This window comes from Cellulomonas oligotrophica, assembly GCF_013409875.1.
Taxonomy (GTDB): domain Bacteria; phylum Actinomycetota; class Actinomycetes; order Actinomycetales; family Cellulomonadaceae; genus Cellulomonas; species Cellulomonas oligotrophica.
Genome location: NZ_JACCBK010000001.1, coordinates 177094 through 194550 on the forward strand (window position 1 = coordinate 177094; position 17457 = coordinate 194550).

Below are 17457 nucleotides of genomic sequence, written 5' to 3' on the forward strand. Positions count from 1 at the left end.
CCGGCGATGATACGGACGGCCCCGTGCGGCGGCGTCCGGACGTCCGCGGGACGGGCCCCGGCCCGGCAGTAGGTTGGGCCCATGCCCGACGCCGCCCCGCACGCCGCCGTGCCGCCGCGCCCGGTCCGCACGCTCGACGAGCACGCGGCCGCCGTGCTCGCGCTGGCCGGGCCGACGCCCGTGCAGGCGGTCCCGCTGGCGGACGCCCTCGGCCTCGCGCTCGCCACGGACGTCGCGAGCACCGTGGACCTGCCGCCGTGGGACAACTCGGCCATGGACGGGTACGCGCTGCGGGCCACCGACCTCGTCGCGGGCGCCGTGCTCGACGTCGCCGACGACGTCCCCGCCGGGGACACCCGGTCCGTGCACGTGCCCGCCGGCGCGGCCGTGCGGATCATGACGGGCGCCCCCCTGCCCGCCGGCGCCGACACCGTGCTGCCCGTCGAGCGCACCGACGGCGGGACCGGACGGGTCCGCGTCGACGACGTCGTGGCCGCCGGGGCGCACGTGCGCCGGCGCGGGGAGGACGTGCGCGCCGGCCAGGTGCTGCTGCGCGCGGGGGACGTGCTGGGCGCCGGGGCGCTCGGCCTGCTCGCCGCCACCGGGCACGCCCGCGTCGACGTCCACCGCCGCCCCCGCGTCGCGGTCGTGTCGACCGGCTCCGAGCTCGTCGCCGCCGGGCAGCCGCTCGCGCACGGGCAGATCCACGAGTCCAACGGCGTCCAGCTCGCGGCCGCCGCGCGCGCCGCGGGCGCCGAGGTCGTCGACGTCGTGGTCGTGCCCGACGACGTGCGGGCCGTCCAGGACGCGCTCGCCGCGCTCGCGGCCCGGGCCGACCTCGTCGTGACGACCGGCGGGGTGTCCGTCGGCGCGTACGACGTGGTGCGGGACGCCCTGACGGCCGTCGGCGCCGCCGAGCTCGTGCACGTGCGGGTCCAGCCCGGCAGGCCGCAGGCCACCGGGCGGCTCGCCGACGGGACGCCCGTCGTGGCGCTGCCCGGCAACCCCGTCAGCGCGTTCGTCTCGTTCGAGGTCTTCGTGCGCCCGCTGGTCCGGCACATGCTCGGCGCGTCGCGGACCCGGCGGCGCACGCTGCGCGCCCGGCTCGTGGGGGAGGTGCGCTCCCCGCAGGGGCGCCGCCAGCTCCTGCGCGGGGCGCTCGACCTGTCCGGCCCCGAGCCCCGCGTCGCCGCCGTCGGCGGGCCCGGCTCGCACCTGCTGGGCGCGCTGGCCACCGCCGACGCGCTGATCGACCTGCCCGAGCCCGTGACGCACGTGACGCCCGGGCAGACCGTGACCGTGATCGACCTGAGGGAGCACGACGCATGACCGACCCCGACGCCCGCCTCACGCACGTCGACGCGCGCGGTGCCGCGCACATGGTCGACGTCGCCGACAAGGAGGTCACGGTCCGCACGGCCCGCGCCACCGGCCGGCTGGTGACGACGCCGCAGGTCGTGGCGCTCCTGCGCGGCGAGGGCGTGCCCAAGGGTGACGCGCTCGCGGTCGCGCGGATCGCGGGCATCCAGGCCGCCAAGCGCACGCCCGACCTGGTGCCGCTGTGCCACCCCGTGGCGATCCACGGCGTGCGGGTCGAGCTCGAGGTCGTCGACGACGGCGTGCACATCGACGCGCACGTGCGCACCGCGGACCGCACGGGCGTCGAGATGGAGGCCCTCACGTGCGTCGCCGCGGCCGGGCTGACGCTGGTCGACATGGTCAAGGCCGTCGACCGGGGCGCGCACCTGACCGACCTGCGGGTCGAGCACAAGGACGGCGGCCGCTCCGGCGAGTGGCGCCGTGCCTGACGCCGGACCGGGTGCCGCGCCCCCGGGCCCGGACGGCGCCGGCCTGCGGGCCCTCGTGGTCACGGTCTCGGACCGCGCCTCCGCGGGCGTGTACGAGGACCGCTCGGGCCCGGTCCTCGTCGAGGGCCTGCGGGCGCTCGGCCTGGGCGTCGACGACCCCGTGGTCGTCCCGGACGGCGCGCCCGTCGAGGAGGTGCTGCGGGCGGCCGTGGCCGCGGGGGTCGCGCTGGTGCTGACGACGGGTGGTACCGGTCTGGGCCCGCGGGACCTGACGCCCGAGGTGACCGCCCGGGTCGTCGAGCGGTCGGTGCCGGGCGTCGCGGAGGCGCTGCGGGCGGACGCCGTGGCCCGGGGCGTGGCCGCGGGGATGCTCTCGCGCGGCGTCGCGGGCGTGGCCGGGCGGACGCTGCTGGTGAACGTCGCGGGGTCGCCCGGTGCGTGCCGGGACGCGCTGCGCGTGCTCACCCGGGTGCTGCCCCACGCGCTGGGCCAGCTGGGCGGCGGCGACCACCCGGGCTGAGCCGGCGACGCGCGGCGGGCCGGTGGCACGGGGGCGGCCCGCGGCGCGGTCACGCGCGGACCGTGCGCCCGGCCCGCCACGCGGCCAGCCCGCCGTGCAGGTGGTGCACGTCGCGCACGCCGGCGGCGCGCGCCAGGGCCGCGGCGTGGGCGGACCGGGAGCCGACCCGGCAGACCACGACGAGGGTCCGGTCGTCGGGCACGTCCAGCAGCGCGGAGCCGTCCACGAACGCCTCCAGCGGGACGTGGCGCGCACCGGGCACGGAGCCGTGCACGAACTCCGTGCGGTCCCGCACGTCGACCACGTCGAGGGCCAGGGTGCCGGCGTCGCGGGCGGCGAGCATCGCGGCCAGCTCGTCGGCCCCGATGGTGCGTGCGGGGGCCGCCGGCGCGGCGGTCCGCGGGGCCGGGGGCGCCGCGGGGACCCGGGCCGTCCCGGGCGCGGGACCGGGCGCGGTGCCGGGCACGGGGTCGGCCACGGGGTCGGCCACGGCGCGGGCCGGGTCGCGGCGCACGGGCACGTCCCGCCACGTGCCGTCGAACGCGTCGTGGACCGCGACCCGGCCGAGCAGGGACCGGCCCGTGCCGCACACGAGGCGGACGACCTCCATGGCCATCGCGGCGCCCGCCGCGGCGCACACCACGCCCAGCACGCCGTCCTGCGCGCACGAGGGCACGGCGCCGTCGGGCGGCGCCTCGCCGAACACGTCGCGCAGGTCCACGCCCGCGCCCGCGGGGGGCCGCGTCCAGAACGTCGCGACCTGCGCGTGCCCCCGCTGCAGCGACCCCCACACCCACGGCAGCCCGAGCTCGGCGCAGACGTCGTTCAGCAGGTAGCGGGTGGCGAAGTTGTCCGAGCCGTCCACCACCAGGTCGTACCCGGCCAGCACGTCGCGGGCCGTCGACGCGTCGAGCCGCACGGGGTGGACGCGCACGTCGAGGGCGGGGTCCAGCGCCCGGACGGCGTCGGCGGCGGAGTCGACCTTGCGCCGGCCCACGTCGGCGGTGCCGTGCAGCACCTGCCGCTGGAGGTTCGACACGTCGACCACGTCGTCGTCGACCACGCCCAGGGTGCCCACGCCCGCGGCGGCGAGGTACAGCAGCACGGGGGAGCCGAGCCCGCCGGCCCCCACGACCAGCACGCGGGCGGCCAGCAGGCGGCGCTGCCCCGTCTCGCCGACCTCGTCGAGCGCGAGGTGCCGGGCGTACCGCTCGACCTGCGCCGCGGTCAGCGCCGGACCGGGTGCGACGAGGGGGCCGGGCCGGGCCGCGGGCGCGGCGCTCATCCGTGCGACCCGCCCGCGACGCCGGTGACCGTGGTCAGCAGCAGCACGCTGTCCTCCAGCGCTACCACGGCGTGCCGCTCGTGCGTGAGCAGCGCCAGCTCGCCCGCGGCGACCTCCTGCTGCAGCTCGCCCGCGGCCTCGACGCGCACCCGGCCCCGCAGCGCCTGCAGGCTCGCCGCCGGCGGCGACGCGTGCTCGCCGAGCCGCGCACCGGCGACGAGGGCCAGCACGGTCTGCCGCAGCTCGCCGTCGTGCACGACGAGCCGTGCGCTGCGCCCGTGCGGGTCGTGCCGGGCGAGCTCGAGGTGGGTGGCGGACAGGGCCTCCAGGTCGGGCATGGGTCGATCCTCTCAGGCGTCGCGGCGGGGGCGGCCGCTCAGCGGCGGCGGGCGCCCCCGGGTCGTTCGACCCGCTCCCAGCCGGGACGCACGGCGCGTGAGCCCGTGCGCCGGTCGTCGCGGGAGCGGTACACCACGTACGGCCGCACCAGGTAGCCCACGGGGGCGGAGAACACGTGCACGAGCCGGGTGAACGGCCAGATCGCGAAGAGCACCTGGGCGCTGAGCACGTGCAGCTGGAACATCAGCGGCACGTCGGCCATGAGGCCGGCGTCGGGGCGGAAGGTGAGCAGGCCGCGCATCCACGGCGCGATCGACCCCCGGTAGTCGTACGCGTCCCCGAGCACCTGGAACATCACGGTGGCGGCCGTGCCGAGCAGCAGCGTCGCGCCGAGCACGACGTACATGAGCTTGTCGCTGCGGGTCGTCGCGAGGAACACCGGCCCGACCGTGCGGCGTCGGTACACCAGGATCGCCAGGCCCGCGAGGGTCAGCACCGCGGCGACCGTGCCGAGCCAGGTCGCCCCCAGGTGGTAGGCGTGCTCGGTGACGCCGACGGCCTCCAGCCAGGTGCGCGGCACGAGCAGGCCCACGACGTGGCCGCCGACGACCATGAGGATCCCGACGTGGAACATCGGCGACCCCCAGCGCAGCAGCCGGTTCTCGTAGACCTGCGACGAGCGGGTCGTCCACCCGAACTGGTCGTACCGGTACCGCCACAGGTGCCCGACGACGAACACGGCCGCGGCGACGTAGGGGACCGCGACCCACAGCAGGACGTCCGTGCTGGTCATGCCGGCACCTCCGAGGGTCGCACGGTGGGGAAGGGGAGCAGGGGAGAGGCCAGGCCGACGGTCTCCTGCGGCGGGCCGGCGGCGACCAGGTCGGCGAACCGGGCCGCCGCGCGGGCGTCCACGGGCGGCAGCGTGCGGCACACCGCGTCCAGGACGTGCGCGTACGGGCTGGTCAGGGCGTGCAGCGCCGAGCGCAGCACCTCCACGCCCTCCCGGTGCGCGCCGAGCAGCAGCGCGGGGATCTCGCCGCGGTCGCGCGCCGACAGCTCCAGCACGGCGGGCAGGTGGTCGGGCAGCTCGTCGTCGGGCGGCTGCCACCCGCACGCGCGGAACGCCTCGACGAACGTCACGAGCGCCATGCCACGCCGGCGGGTGTCGCCCGCGGAGTAGTACGACAGGTGCAGGGCGCAGCGGCGGCGCAGGTCGAACGTCTCGACGTAGTGGGTCTGCCGCTGCGCGAGGTCCCACCCCTCGACGGCGTCGACGTGACGCGCCAGCGCGCCGCGGACCGCCGCCGGCAGGGTCGGCAGGGCGTCGCGCACGCCGGTCAGCACGTCGGCGTGCCCCTCGTCGGGGTAGGCGAGCAGCAGGGCGGCGGCCATGTGCGTCGTCGCCCGCTGCTCCGCGTCCACGGGCACCGGGTCGAGGAACGGCAGCGCGGGGGCCCGGCGGCTCACCGCCCGACCTCCGGGCCCTCGCCGTAGCCCGGTTCACCCGGTGCGGGCGGGAACACCCCGGGCGCCGTGCCGTTGCCGTCCCAGTTGAGCAGGTTGACGCGCCCGGGCGCCCCGCCGGCCGGCCGGTCGGCCCGCTGCCGGTCCGCGAGCGCGTGGAACGTCTCGACGCTGGCGCGCACGGGGCGCCCGCTCGAGGAGCCGAACGGCCCGGCGCCCCCCATGCCGGGGCCGCCGTCGCCGTCGAGCGAGCACCCCGACGCGATCTCCTCCAGGTCGCGCGCGACCTCCGCGTGGGCGCTGGGGATCACGTACCGGTCCTCGTACTTCGCGATCGCCAGCAGGCGGTACATCTGCTCGACCTCGTCGCCGGTCATGCCGACCGACGCGGCGATCCGCGGGTCCTGCTCGGTGCCGAGGTTGACGTTGCGCATGTGCGCGCGCATCGCCGCGAGCCGTTGCAGGACGTCCTGCACGGGCCGGACGTCGCCCGCCGTGAACAGCCCCGCGAGGTACTCCACGGGGATGCGCAGACGGTCGATCGCCGCGAACAGCGTCGGTGCGTCCTCGGCGTCGGCGCCCGTGCCCTGCACCACGTCGACGACCGGCGACAGCGGCGGGATGTACCAGACCATCGGCATCGTGCGGTACTCCGGGTGCAGGGGCAGCGCGACCTCGAACTCGCTGATCAGGCGCCACACGGGAGAGCGCTGGGCGGCCTCGACCCAGTCGTCGGGGATCCCGGCGGCGCGTGCCGCCGCGACGACCTCCGGGTCGTGGGGGTCCAGCAGCACCGACCGCTGCGCGTCGAGCAGCGCGGTCGGGTCCTCGACGGACGCGGCCGCCAGCACCCGCTCCTCGTCGTACAGGACGAGGCCGAGGTAGCGCAGGCGCCCCACGCACGTCTCGGAGCACACCGTCGGCAGGCCGACCTCCAGGCGCGGGTAGCACAGCGTGCACTTCTCGGCCTTGCCGGTCTTGTGGTTGAAGTAGACCTTCTTGTACGGGCAGCCCGTCACGCACATGCGCCAGCCGCGGCAGCGGTCCTGGTCGACGAGGACGATGCCGTCCTCGACGCGCTTGTACATCGCGCCCGACGGGCAGGACGCCACGCACGACGGGTTGAGGCAGTGCTCGCAGATGCGCGGCAGGTAGAACATGAACGCCTGCTCGAGCTCGGCCTTGACCTGCGTGCTCATCGTCGCCAGCACGGGGTCGTCGGCCATCGTCTCGCCCGAGCCGCCGAGGTTGTCGTCCCAGTTGGCCGACCACCGGATCTGCATGTCCTCGCCGGTGATCAGCGACTTCGGCCGCGCGACCGGTGTGTGCTCGCCCTGCGGCGAGGACAGCAGCACGTCGTAGTCGTACGTCCACGGCTCGTAGTAGTCGTCGATGCTCGGCAGCGTCGGGTTGGAGAAGATCTGCGTGAGCTTGCGCAGCCGCCCCCCGGCCCGCAGGCGCAGCCGCCCGCGCCGCGTGCGCTCCCACCCGCCCAGCCACCGGTCCTGGTCCTGGTAGGTGCGCGGGTACCCCACGCCTGGCCGGGTCTCGACGTTGTTGAACCACACGTACTCCACGCCCGTGCGGTTCGTCCACGCCTGCTTGCAGGTCACCGAGCACGTGTGGCACCCGATGCACTTGTCGAGGTTCATCACCATCGCCATCTGCGCCATGACCCTCATCGGGCACCCCCAGCGGTCGGTCCTGCGGCTCGTGGTCCGGTCGTCGTGCTCGGTGCACCCGCCATCAGTACTCGACCTCCTGCGAGCGGCGGCGGATCGTGGTGACCTCGTCGCGCTGGTTGCCCGTCGGCCCGAGGTAGTTGAACGCGAACGACAGCTGGGCGTAGCCGCCGACGAGGTGGCTGGGCTTGAGCAGCACCCGCGTCAGGGAGTTGTGGATGCCGCCGCGCAGCCCCGACGTCTCCGACCGCGGCACGTCCACCGTCCGGTCCTTGGCGTGGTACATGTACACGGTCCCGGCGGGCATGCGGTGCGAGACGATCGCCCGGGCCACGACGACGCCGTTGCGGTTGTACGCCTCGACCCAGTCGTTGTCGCGCACCGCGATCCGCTCGGCGTCCTGCGGCGACATCCAGATCGTCGGGCCGCCGCGCGACAGCGACAGCATGAACAGGTTGTCCTGGTACTCGGAGTGGATCGACCACTTCGAGTGCGGCGTCAGGTACCGCACCGCGACCTCCGCGTGGCCCTCCGACCCCGGTGCGCCCGTCGGCGCGGTCGACCCCGGGCGGGCGTCCCCGAACAGCCGGTGCAGGTCGAGCGGCGGCCGGTACACCGGCAGCGCCTCGCCGAGCTCGGTCATCCAGTCGTGGTCGAGGTAGAAGTGCTGGCGGCCGGTCAGCGTGTGCCACGGCTTGTGGTGCTCGACGTTGATCGTGAACGCCGAGTACCGCCGGCCCCCGTGCTCGGAGCCCGACCACTCGGGCGAGGTGATCACCGCCACCGGGCGGGCCTGCACGTCCGCGAACCGGATCCGCTCGCCCTCGTGGTCGCGCGCCAGCTCCGCCAGCGACGTGCCCGTGCGGGCCTCGACGTGCTCGAACCCCTGCACCGCGAGACGGCCGTTGGTCGTGCCCGACAGCGCGAGGATCGTCTCGCACACCTGCCGGGCCTCGTCGAGCCGCGGGCGGCCCGCCGCCGGCCCCGCGGCCACGGTCCCGTTGGTCCGGGCCAGGGCCGCGACCTCCTGGTCGGGGGAGAACGCGACGCCCTTGGTGACCATGCCGGCGCTCGCGGTCAGCGGGCCGAGCGCGGCCCACCGGTCGCCGATGCTCGTGTAGTCGCGCTCGACGACGACGAGGCGGGGCATCGTCACCCCGGGCCGGTGGTCGGCCGCCGGGACGCTGCCGTGCGGGGTCGCGAGCTCGTCCGGGGTGTCGTGCATGAGCGGGACGGCGACGAGGTCGCGGCGCACGCCCAGGCGCTGCCCGCCGACGCGCTGGACCTCGCGGGCGAGGGTCGCGAACACGTCGAAGTCGGTCCGGGTCTGCCACGGCGGGGAGATCGCCGGGTTGAACGAGTGCACGAACGGGTGCATGTCCGTCGTCGACAGGTCGTGCTTCTCGTACCAGGTCGCCGCGGGCAGCACCACGTCGGAGAACAGCGTCGTCGAGGTCATGCGGAAGTCGCTCGTGACCAGCAGGTCGAGCTTGCCGCGCGGCGCCTCCTCCCGCCACGTCATGGTGCGGGGCCGGCGGTCGGGCGCGGCCTCCTCCGCCCGGACCGCGCTGTCGGTGCCGAGCAGGTGCCGCAGGAAGTACTCGTTGCCCTTGCCCGAGGACCCGAGGATGTTGGCGCGCCACACGTTGAGCACGCGCGGGAAGTTGCGGGGGTCGTCCGGGTCCTGGCACGCCCAGCCCAGCCGTCCCGCCTCGAGCTCGGCGACGACGTGCGCGGCCGGCTCGACGCCCGCCGCGGCGGCCTCGTCGGCCAGGTCCAGGGGGTTGCGGTCGAACGTGGGGTACGAGGGCATCCAGCCGCGCTGCGCGGACTCCACGAGGCAGTCGGCCGTGGTGCGGTCGGCGAACGTGCCCCGCGCGAGCGGCGAGGCGAGCGCGTCGGCGGGCAGCCCGTCGTACCGCCACTGGTCGGTGGCCAGGTACCAGAAGGCGGTGCCGATCATCTGCCGCGGCGGCCGGGCCCAGTCCAGGCCGAACGCGTACTGCGCCCACCCGGTGACGGGCCGGCACTTCTCCTGCCCGACGTAGTGCGCCCAGCCGCCGCCGTTGACGCCCTGGCAGCCCGTCATGTGCACCAGTGCGAGGAACGTGCGGTAGATCGTGTCGGAGTGGAACCAGTGGTTGGTGCCGGCGCCCATGAGGATCATCGACCGCCCGCCGGAGTCCTCGGCGTTCTGGGCGAACTCGCGCCCGATGCGGGCCGCCGTGGAGGCCGGCACCGACGTGATCTCCTCCTGCCACGCGGGCGTCCCGGGGGTCGACGCGTCGTCGTACCCGGTGGGCCAGGTGCCCGGCAGGCCGTCGCGGCCGACCCCGTACTGGGCCAGGAGCAGGTCGAACACGGTGGTGACGAGGTGGTCGCCGACGCGGTGCACGGGCACGCCGCGGCGCACGACGCCGGCGCCGCCCTCGTGCTCGTGGCCGGCGTCGGGCGCGACGTCGAAGCGCGGCAGGTCGACCGCGACCGCCGCGCCGTCCCACGTGCCGAGGTCGGCGACCGACAGCTGCGGCTCGACGTCGCCCAGCAGCAGGTTCCACGTCCCGGCCTTCGCCGGGTCGAACCGGTGCCCCAGGGTGCCCTGCGGGACCACGGGGGTGCCCTCCTCGTCGAGGACCACGGTCTGGAAGGCCGCGTCGCGGTCGGCCGACGGTGCGGGCAGCCGGTCGCCCGTGAGGAACTTGTCGGGGACGTACGCGTCGCCGCGGGGCACCAGCCGGACCAGGTGCGGGGCGTCGGTGAAGCGGCGCAGGTAGTCCACGAACCGGGGGGTGCGCCGCTCGACGAGGAACTCGCGCAGCACCACGTGCCCCATGGCCATGGCCAGGGCGCCGTCCGTGCCGGGGTGCGGGGCGAGCCACTCGTCGGCGAACTTCGTGTTGTCGGCGTAGTCGGGGCTGACGGTGACGACCTTCTGCCCGCGGTAGCGCGCCTCGGCCATGAAGTGCGCGTCGGGCGTGCGCGTCACCGGCACGTTGGAGCCCCACATGACGAGGTACGCCGCGTTCCACCAGTCGGCGGACTCCGGCACGTCGGTCTGGTCGCCGAACACCTGCGGGGAGGCCACCGGCAGGTCGGCGTACCAGTCGTAGAACGAGAGCATGGTGCCGCCGAGCATGGAGACGAACCTGGCCCCGGCGCCGTGAGAGACCATCGACATCGCCGGGATGGGCGAGAAGCCCGCGACCCGGTCCGGCCCGTACTCCTCGATGGTGTGCACGTGCGCCGCCGCGACGATCTCCGCGGCCTCGTCCCACGACGCGCGCACCAGGCCGCCCTTGCCGCGGGCCCGCTTGTACGCGGGGTCGGGGTCGGACGTCACGGCCCTCCACGCCTCGACGGGGTCGCCGGTGCGGGCCTTCGCCTCGCGGTACGCGCGCAGCAGGGCGCCCCGCACGTACGGGTAGCGGATGCGTGTGGGGGAGTACGTGTACCAGGAGAACGCCGCACCGCGCGGGCAGCCCCGCGGCTCGTACTCCGGGGAGTCGGGGCCCACCGACGGGTAGTCGGTCTGCTGCGTCTCCCAGGTGATGATGCCGTCCTTGACGTACACCTTCCACGAGCACGAGCCCGTGCAGTTGACGCCGTGGGTGGAGCGCACGACCTTGTCGTGGCTCCACCGGTCCCGGTAGAACACGTCGCCCTCGCGCCCGCCCTCGAGGAACAGGCTGCGCAGGTCGGGCGAGACCTCGCCGCGGCGCAGGCGCGAGCCCAGCCGGACGAGGGCGTCGGCGGCGGACGTGCCGGGCCGGGGGCTGGTGGTGGTCATCGGACCTCCCGTGGGGCGGGTGCGGGACGACCCGGTGGGTGGCCGGGCGCCGGTCGGGGTGGCGCGGTCAGCTGGGACGGGGTGCGCCGGGCCGGGCGTACTGGAGCCAGGCCAGGACGGTGCAGCCGGCGAAGTACGCGGCCGCGCCGACGAAGAACGCCACCGGCGTCCACACCGACAGGGCCATGCCGACCAGGAAGGGCCCGAACGCGGCGATCGCGGACGTGAACCCGATGACGCCGCCGGCCTGGCGGCGCGGGAAGATCATGGGCATCTGCTTGAACGTGCCGGCGTTGCCGATGCCCGCGAACGTGAACAGCGCGAGCATCGCGACGAGGAACCACGTGAACTCCCCGACGTCCGACGGGGTGAGGAACAGCGTCGCGACCACCGTGGAGGCGGTCATGCCCAGACCTGCGACGAACGTCCACACCGCTCCGCCGAACCGGTCGCACAGCGGACCCCACGCGGCCCGGGTGATCGAGCCGAGGAGCGGGCCGAGGAACGCGTACCGCAACGGGTCGGGAGCGTCGGCGAACCCGCCGTACACCTGGTTGACCAGCAGCCCGAGCTGGGCGGCGAACCCGGAGAACGCCCCGAACGTCATCGTGTAGATCGCGGTCATGTACCAGGTGTGGCGCTCGCGGAAGATGTCGAGCTGCTGGCGCAGGTTCGCGGTGACCGGCACGCGGCGCAGCAGCACCGCCGCCAGCACGATGCCCAGCACCACCCACGGGATCAGCACCAGCCCCGCGTTGTGCAGCCACAGGTCGCCGCCCTCGACGGTCTGCTGCGGGGTGAGGACGGCGGTGCCGAGCAGCCCGAAGCCCACGACCCACGGCACGAGGAACTGGATGAGGCTGACCCCGAAGTTGCCGATGCCGGCCTGCAGGCCCAGGGCCGTCCCCGACATCGACCGGGGGAAGAAGTAGCTGGTCGAGGGCATGAACCCGGCGAACGCCCCGCCGCCGATCCCGCACGCCAGCGCGAGCAGCAGGAGCATCGGGTACGACGTCGTGGTGTCGCGCACGGCGAGCGTCCACCCGACCATCGGCAGCAGCAGCAGCGTGGCGGAGCCGCCGACGAGGGTCTTCGTGCCGACCACCGGCGGCAGGAACATGAAGATCAGCCGCATGATGCCGCCCGCGAGCCCGGGCAGGGCCACGAGCCAGTACAGCTGCGCGGTGGTCAGGTCGAAGCCCACGGCCGTGAGCCGGGGGGCGATCGCGCTCACCAGGTACCAGACGGCGAACGCGAGCGTGAGGTTGTAGGTGGTGACCCACAGCGTGCGCCACGCGAGGCGCCGGTCCCACCTCTGCGGGTCCTCGGGGTCCCAGTTCGACAGGTCCGGGGCCAGGGTGGTGCTCGTCATCGAACACTCCTTCGTGGTCGTGCGCGGCCGTCCGGCGGCCTCCTGCTCGTCACTCTGCCGGTTCGCCCAAGGCGGGGCGACTCGGACGACCGTGCAAAATCGCGGCCGGTCCCGGGCACCGGGACCGGCCGTCGCGGTCAGGCCCCGGCGCGGCGCGTCACGCGCACGTGCCAGGCCTCCGGGCCCTCGACGAGGTGCTCGACGTCGACCGGCGCGCGCTCGGCGAGCTGGGCGAGCAGCGGCAGCGGCGCGTGCGGCGCCACGATCACGAGCGACCCGCCCGGCGCGATCGCGTCGAACGCGCCGAAGACCGCGGCGTGCCGGATCGCGTGCGGGATGGTGCGCACGTCGAGCACGGGGTCGGCCTCGTCGTGGCCGCCGCACCCGCAGGTGCGGCCGGCGGGCTCGGGTGCGGCGGGCAGGATCTCGACGGGCTGGTTCATGGCTCTCCTTCGGTGGGTGCGCGCCGGGCGGCGTGCGGGGCGGCGGGCCGGCGGGACGCGCCGGACAGGTGGAGCGTGCAGCGCCGGGGCCCGACGAACGGCACGAGACGGTCGGCCCGCACGGGGCCGCCGACCTGCTCGAGCACGCCCTGAGCGAGGCCGAGGTGCACGCTGCACACGACCTCGGGCCGGGCGCGCGCCAGGTCGAGGAAGGGGCAGCGCCACAGGTCGAACGCGGTGCGGTCGGCGTCGAGGACGGGGTCGAAGCCCAGCCGGTCCAGGTGCGCCTCGAGCGCGAGCACCTGGTCGGCCTCGCCCGCCGGCAGGTCCGGCAGGTCGCCGACCATCGCCCGGCCCGCCCGGCGTGCCGCGGACGCGACGTCGCCGACGCCGGTGCCGTAGCCGTCGAGCAGGACGCTGGTGAGCCGGGCGCGCGCCACGGACTCGGCCAGGTGCCGGGCGGCCCCCGGGTCGGTGCGCACGTCGTCACGGGTCGTCGCGCGGTACACGCTGCGCGGGCGGCCGCGGGTGGTGCGGCGCTCGGTCTCGCGGACCACGAACCGCGCGTCGACCAGGCGCTGGAGGTGCTCGCGCACCGTGTTCTCGTGCAGCCCGGTGCGGCTCGCGAGCGCGGCGGTCGTGCTCGGACCCTCGTCCTGGAGCACGTGCAGCAGCTCGACGCGGCTGGGTGCGGCGAGCACCCGGGCGGCGGGGGTGCGCCGGACCCGGCCGGGGTCGTCGTCGGGGTCGTCGTCGGTCAGGTCGTCGGGCGGGTCGTCGGTCACGTCAGCCTCCCGTGGTGCGTCCGGGACCCAGGTCCCGCGCGTGGCGTCGTCGTCATTAAATACCGTCGTGCCGTGGAAAAGACTGGGACCAGGGTCCCGCGGCACGTGGTGCTCCTCGCCCCCGCGGCCCTCGCGCTGCTCGCCGGGCTGGACGCCGCCCTCCTGCTGCTCGGGCTGCCCGCCCCCGTGCGGGTGGAGCGCTGGGCCGACGTGCACGGGCCGCTCATGGTGCTCGGGTTCGTCGGCACCCTCGTCGCGCTCGAGCGCGCCGTCGCGGTGCGACGCCGGACGGCCCTCGCCGCCCCCGCGCTGCTGGGCCTCGGCGGCCTCGCGCTGCTCACGCCCCTCCCGCTCACGGTCGGGCAGGGCGCCCTCGTCGCCGGTGCGGCCGGGCTCGTCGCCGTCTACGGGGTCGTGTGGCGGCGCCAGGGCTCCGCCGCGCTCGCCGTGCAGGGGCTCGGCGCCGTCCACGCGCTCACCGCCGCCCTGCTGTGGCTCGCGGGCTCCGCCGTGCCGCACCTCGTGCCCTGCCTCACCGGGTTCCTCGTGCTCACCGTCGCCGGTGAGCGCCTCGAGCTGCTGCGCGTCGCCGCCCCCGGGGAGCGCGTCGAGGACGCCGTCTGGGCGCTCGGTCTCGGCTGGACCCTCGCCGCCGCCCTCGCCCTCGCCGTGCCCACGGTCGGGTGGACCGCCCTGGGCGCGGTCGTGCTGGGGCTCGTCGCCGTCCTCGTGCGGCACGACGTGGCCCGCCGCACCGTCCGCGGCACCGGGCTGCCGCGGTTCATGGCCCTGGCCATGCTCGCGGGGTACGGCTGGCTCGCGGTGGCCGGCGCGCTGTGGCTGGTCGCCGGGCCCGTCCTGGCCGGCCCCGCCTACGACGCCGCCCTGCACGCCGTCTTCCTCGGGTTCGTGACGTCCATGGTCATGGCCCACGCGCCGGTGATCCTGCCCGCCGTGCTGCGCCGCCCCCTGCCGTACCGGCCCGTCCTGCACGTGCCGCTCGCACTGCTGCACCTGACGCTGGCGCTGCGGGTGCTCGTGGGGGACGCGCGCGGCCTCGACGTCGTCGTGCAGGTCGGCGGGGTCGGCAACGTCGTCGCCGTGCTCGCCTTCGTCGTGCTCGCGGCCGGCAGCGTCCTGCGCGGGCCGGACGCCGCCCCGCCGCCGGGCCGGGTGCCGGGCCGCACGCCGGCCACGACGCCCACGGCCACCCCCGCGGCCGCCGTCGCCCTCGCCCCGGGCGGCCCGCGATGAACCGGGCCTCGCGCCACCTGCGCGCCAACGCCCTCGTCCTGGCCTGGCTCGTCGCCGCGGCCGCCGCCACCCTCGTCCACCGCGTGCTGCCCGAGCCGGGCTGGGTGCTCGTGCACCTGCCGCTGCTCGGCGCGGTCAGCACCGCGATCCTCGTGTGGAGCCAGCACTTCGCCGACACTCTGCTGCGCCACCCCGCGCCGCCGCGCGCGCTCGCCGTGCGCCTCGCGCTGCACACCGCCGGGGCGCTCGCGGTCGTCGCCGGGCACCTCACCGCCCGGCCCGCCGTGCTCGTGGCGGGTGCGCTCGCCGTGGCCGCCGCCGCCGTGGCCCAGGTCGTCGGGATCCGCCGGCAGCGCCGCGGTGCCCTGCCGTCCCGGTTCGGACACCTCGTGCGCGCCTACGTCGCCGCGGGCGCGCTGCTCGTGCCGGGCGTCGCGTGCGGCGTCGCGATGGCCGCCGCGGGGCCCGCGCCCGCGGACTACGCCCGGTGGTACGTCGCGCACGTGGTGCTGACGCTGCTCGGCTGGGTCGGGGTCACCGTCGCCGGCACGCTCGTCGTGCTGTGGCCGACGATCCTGCACACCCGCATCGACGAGGTCGCCGAGCGCACCGCCGTGCGGTCCCTGCAGCTCCTCGTCGGCGGCGTCCTCGTCGCCGCCGCGGGCCCCGCCGTCGGGGTGCGCGCGGTCACCTGCGTCGGCGTGGGCGTGGTGATGGTCGGCGTCGGGCTCGTCGCCCGGGTGCTCGTCCGGCAGGCGCGCGGCGCACCCCCGGTGACCTTCGCCGCGGGCAGCGTCGGGGCGGCGGTCGTCTGGTGGGGCGCGTCGGTGCTCGCGCTCGGCGTGGTCGTCGCGTCCGCACCCGACTGGCAGGCCGTCGTCCCGCGGCTGTCCGCACTCGCCCCCGCCACGGTGGCCGGGTTCGCCGCGCAGGTGCTCGGCGGGGCGCTGGCCTACCTGCTGCCCGTGGTCCTCGGCGGCGGGCCGGCCGTCGCACGGGCCGTCGCGGCCGAGCTCGACCGTGCGGGCGTCGTCCGCGTCGTCCTGCTCAACGGTGCCCTCGTCGTCTTCGTCCTGCCCGCCCCGAGCCTCGTGCGCGTGGCCGCGTCGGTGCTCGCGCTGGTCACGGGCGCGTGGTTCCTCGTGCTCGTGGTCCGCGCCGTGCTCGTGGCCCGGCGGGCCGTTCCCGCCCCGGCCGTGCCACCCGTGGCCGCGCGGTCGGCGCCGCCGGACCCGGTGGCCCGCGCCGTGCAGCGCGCCCGGCGGCGCGGTGCCGCCAGCCTGGCCGCCGGGGTCCTGCTCGTGACCGTCGCCGTCGCCGCGGCCGGCGACCCCGTCGCGGCTGGCCTCACCCGGGTGACGACCACGACGGCGCAGGCCGCCGCGGCGGACGGGGCCGCGACCGGGCGCACCACCACCGTCGACGTCGAGGCGCACGAGATGCGGTTCGTCCCCGACCGGGTCGAGGTCCCCGCCGGCGACCGCCTCGTCCTGCGGGTCACGAACGTCGACGCGGGCGTGCACGACCTCGTCCTCGACGGCGGTGCGACGTCGGGTCGTCTCGCGCCCGGGCAGACCGCCACCGTCGACGTCGGCGTGGTCGGCGCGGACCTGGCCGGCTGGTGCTCGGTGGCCGGGCACCGCCTCATGGGCATGACCCTCGACGTCGTCGCCGTCGGAGCACCCGCGACCCCGGCCGCGGCCGCCACCGACGACGCGACCGCGGGGCACGCGGGCCACGCCGGGGAGGGCACCGGCACGTCCGACGACGTGCCCGCCGCCGACCTGCTCGACCTCATGGCCCGACCCGGCGCCGGGTTCGTCGCACGCGACCCGGCGCTGGCGCCGGTCGACGGCTCGACCACGCACCGCGTCACGCTCCGCGTCACCGAGACGGTCCAGGAGGTCGCCCCCGGGGTCACGCGCACCGCGTGGACGTTCGGCGGTACGGCACCGGGGCCCGTGCTGCACGGGCGCGTCGGCGACACGTTCGTCGTCACCCTCGTCAACGACGGCACGATCGGGCACTCGGTCGACCTCCACGCCGGCGCGCTCGCCCCCGACGACGTCATGCGCACGATCGCCCCCGGCGAGCGCCTGACCTACACGTTCACGGCCACCCGCAGCGGCATCTGGATGTACCACTGCTCGACCATGCCGATGAGCCTGCACATCGCCAACGGCATGCTCGGGGCCGTCGTCGTCGACCCGCCCGGCCTGCCGCCCGTCGACCACGAGTACGTGCTGGTCCAGCACGAGCTGTACCTCGGCGCGCAGGGCGGCCTCGCCGACGAGGCGGCGCTCGCGGCGGGCGACCCCACGCTCGTCGTGTTCAACGGGTACGCCCACCAGTACCGCGACCGCCCGCTCGAGGTGTCGACCGGCGACCGCGTCCGGGTCTGGGTGCTCGACGCCGGGCCGAACCGGTCCTCGTCGTTCCACGTCGTCGGCGGCCAGTTCGACACGGTCTACCGCGAGGGCGACTGGACCCTGCGCGACGGCGGCTCCACGGGCACCGGCGGGGCCCAGGTCCTCGCGCTCGGCGCGGCCGAGGGCGGCTTCGTCGAGCTGACGTTCCCCGAGGCCGGCACGTACCCGTTCGTCACGCACGTCATGGGCGACGCGGAGCGCGGGGCACTGGGCCGGTTCCTCGTCACCGACCCCTGAGCCGGGTGCCCCGCGGCGGACCTCACAGCGCGTCCGCGGCGGGTGTGCG

14 protein-coding genes are annotated in these 17457 nt (G+C 76.2%); 5 read left to right on the plus strand and 9 right to left on the minus strand.

Annotation, left to right across the window (positions count from 1 at the left end; genetic code table 11):
• Positions 1-81 precede the first annotated feature (81 nt).
• From BKA21_RS00810 to BKA21_RS00820, 3 genes are read left to right on the plus strand one after another with little or no spacing between them, the layout of a single operon-like run.
• Complete coding sequence (locus BKA21_RS00810) at positions 82-1329, plus strand: molybdopterin molybdotransferase MoeA (RefSeq protein ID WP_140459057.1); 1248 nt, start codon at positions 82-84, stop codon at positions 1327-1329.
• Positions 1326-1808: a cyclic pyranopterin monophosphate synthase MoaC gene (gene moaC, locus BKA21_RS00815; protein WP_140459056.1), complete on the plus strand. Its 483-nt coding sequence runs from the start codon at positions 1326-1328 to the stop codon at positions 1806-1808. Before BKA21_RS00810 ends, moaC begins: the two co-directional genes overlap by 4 nt.
• On the plus strand, positions 1801-2328 hold the full coding sequence (locus BKA21_RS00820) for a MogA/MoaB family molybdenum cofactor biosynthesis protein (RefSeq protein WP_239072773.1): 528 nt from the start codon (positions 1801-1803) through the stop codon (positions 2326-2328). The genes moaC and BKA21_RS00820 overlap by 8 nt, the downstream gene beginning before the upstream one ends.
• A 49-nt stretch (positions 2329-2377) precedes the next feature.
• Here BKA21_RS00820 and BKA21_RS00825 read toward each other — a convergent pair whose 3' ends face one another.
• The 9 genes from BKA21_RS00825 to BKA21_RS00865 form a co-directional block, all read right to left on the minus strand.
• On the minus strand, positions 2378-3613 hold the full coding sequence (locus tag BKA21_RS00825) for a ThiF family adenylyltransferase (RefSeq protein ID WP_140459055.1): 1236 nt from the start codon (positions 3611-3613) through the stop codon (positions 2378-2380).
• The gene (locus tag BKA21_RS00830; RefSeq protein ID WP_140459054.1) at positions 3610-3951 is read right to left on the minus strand and encodes a cupin domain-containing protein; all 342 of its coding nucleotides are present in this window, start codon (positions 3949-3951) and stop codon (positions 3610-3612) included. The genes BKA21_RS00825 and BKA21_RS00830 overlap by 4 nt, the downstream gene beginning before the upstream one ends.
• Before the next feature lie 38 nt (positions 3952-3989).
• Positions 3990-4745 carry a respiratory nitrate reductase subunit gamma gene (gene narI, locus BKA21_RS00835; RefSeq protein ID WP_140459053.1) on the minus strand — a complete coding sequence of 252 codons (756 nt, stop codon included), beginning with the start codon at positions 4743-4745 and terminating at the stop codon, positions 3990-3992.
• A complete protein-coding gene (narJ, locus tag BKA21_RS00840) occupies positions 4742-5422 on the minus strand; it encodes a nitrate reductase molybdenum cofactor assembly chaperone (RefSeq protein ID WP_140459052.1) in 681 nt (226 codons plus the stop codon). Before narJ ends, narI begins: the two co-directional genes overlap by 4 nt.
• Positions 5419-7101 (minus strand): nitrate reductase subunit beta, encoded by a 1683-nt coding sequence (gene narH, locus BKA21_RS00845; RefSeq protein WP_140459051.1) that lies wholly within the window; start codon positions 7099-7101, stop codon positions 5419-5421. The genes narJ and narH overlap by 4 nt, the downstream gene beginning before the upstream one ends.
• Before the next feature lie 64 nt (positions 7102-7165).
• Positions 7166-10888 carry a nitrate reductase subunit alpha gene (locus BKA21_RS00850; RefSeq protein WP_140459050.1) on the minus strand — a complete coding sequence of 1241 codons (3723 nt, stop codon included), beginning with the start codon at positions 10886-10888 and terminating at the stop codon, positions 7166-7168.
• A 67-nt stretch (positions 10889-10955) separates the two neighbouring features.
• Positions 10956-12260 (minus strand): MFS transporter, encoded by a 1305-nt coding sequence (locus BKA21_RS00855; protein WP_179625291.1) that lies wholly within the window; start codon positions 12258-12260, stop codon positions 10956-10958.
• 137 nt (positions 12261-12397) lie between these two features.
• Positions 12398-12703, minus strand: coding sequence for a DUF2249 domain-containing protein (locus tag BKA21_RS00860; RefSeq protein WP_140459049.1), 306 nt, complete (start codon positions 12701-12703; stop codon positions 12398-12400).
• Entirely contained in the window at positions 12700-13488 is a 789-nt protein-coding gene (locus BKA21_RS00865; RefSeq protein ID WP_239072774.1) for a helix-turn-helix transcriptional regulator, read from the minus strand. The genes BKA21_RS00860 and BKA21_RS00865 overlap by 4 nt, the downstream gene beginning before the upstream one ends.
• 72 nt (positions 13489-13560) lie before the next feature.
• Between BKA21_RS00865 and BKA21_RS00870 the strand changes: the two genes are divergently transcribed.
• Positions 13561-14742 carry a DUF8744 domain-containing protein gene (locus BKA21_RS00870; RefSeq protein ID WP_239072775.1) on the plus strand — a complete coding sequence of 394 codons (1182 nt, stop codon included), beginning with the start codon at positions 13561-13563 and terminating at the stop codon, positions 14740-14742.
• Entirely contained in the window at positions 14739-17408 is a 2670-nt protein-coding gene (locus BKA21_RS00875; RefSeq protein ID WP_140459048.1) for a multicopper oxidase domain-containing protein, read from the plus strand. Before BKA21_RS00870 ends, BKA21_RS00875 begins: the two co-directional genes overlap by 4 nt.
• Positions 17409-17457: the final 49 nt, after the last annotated feature.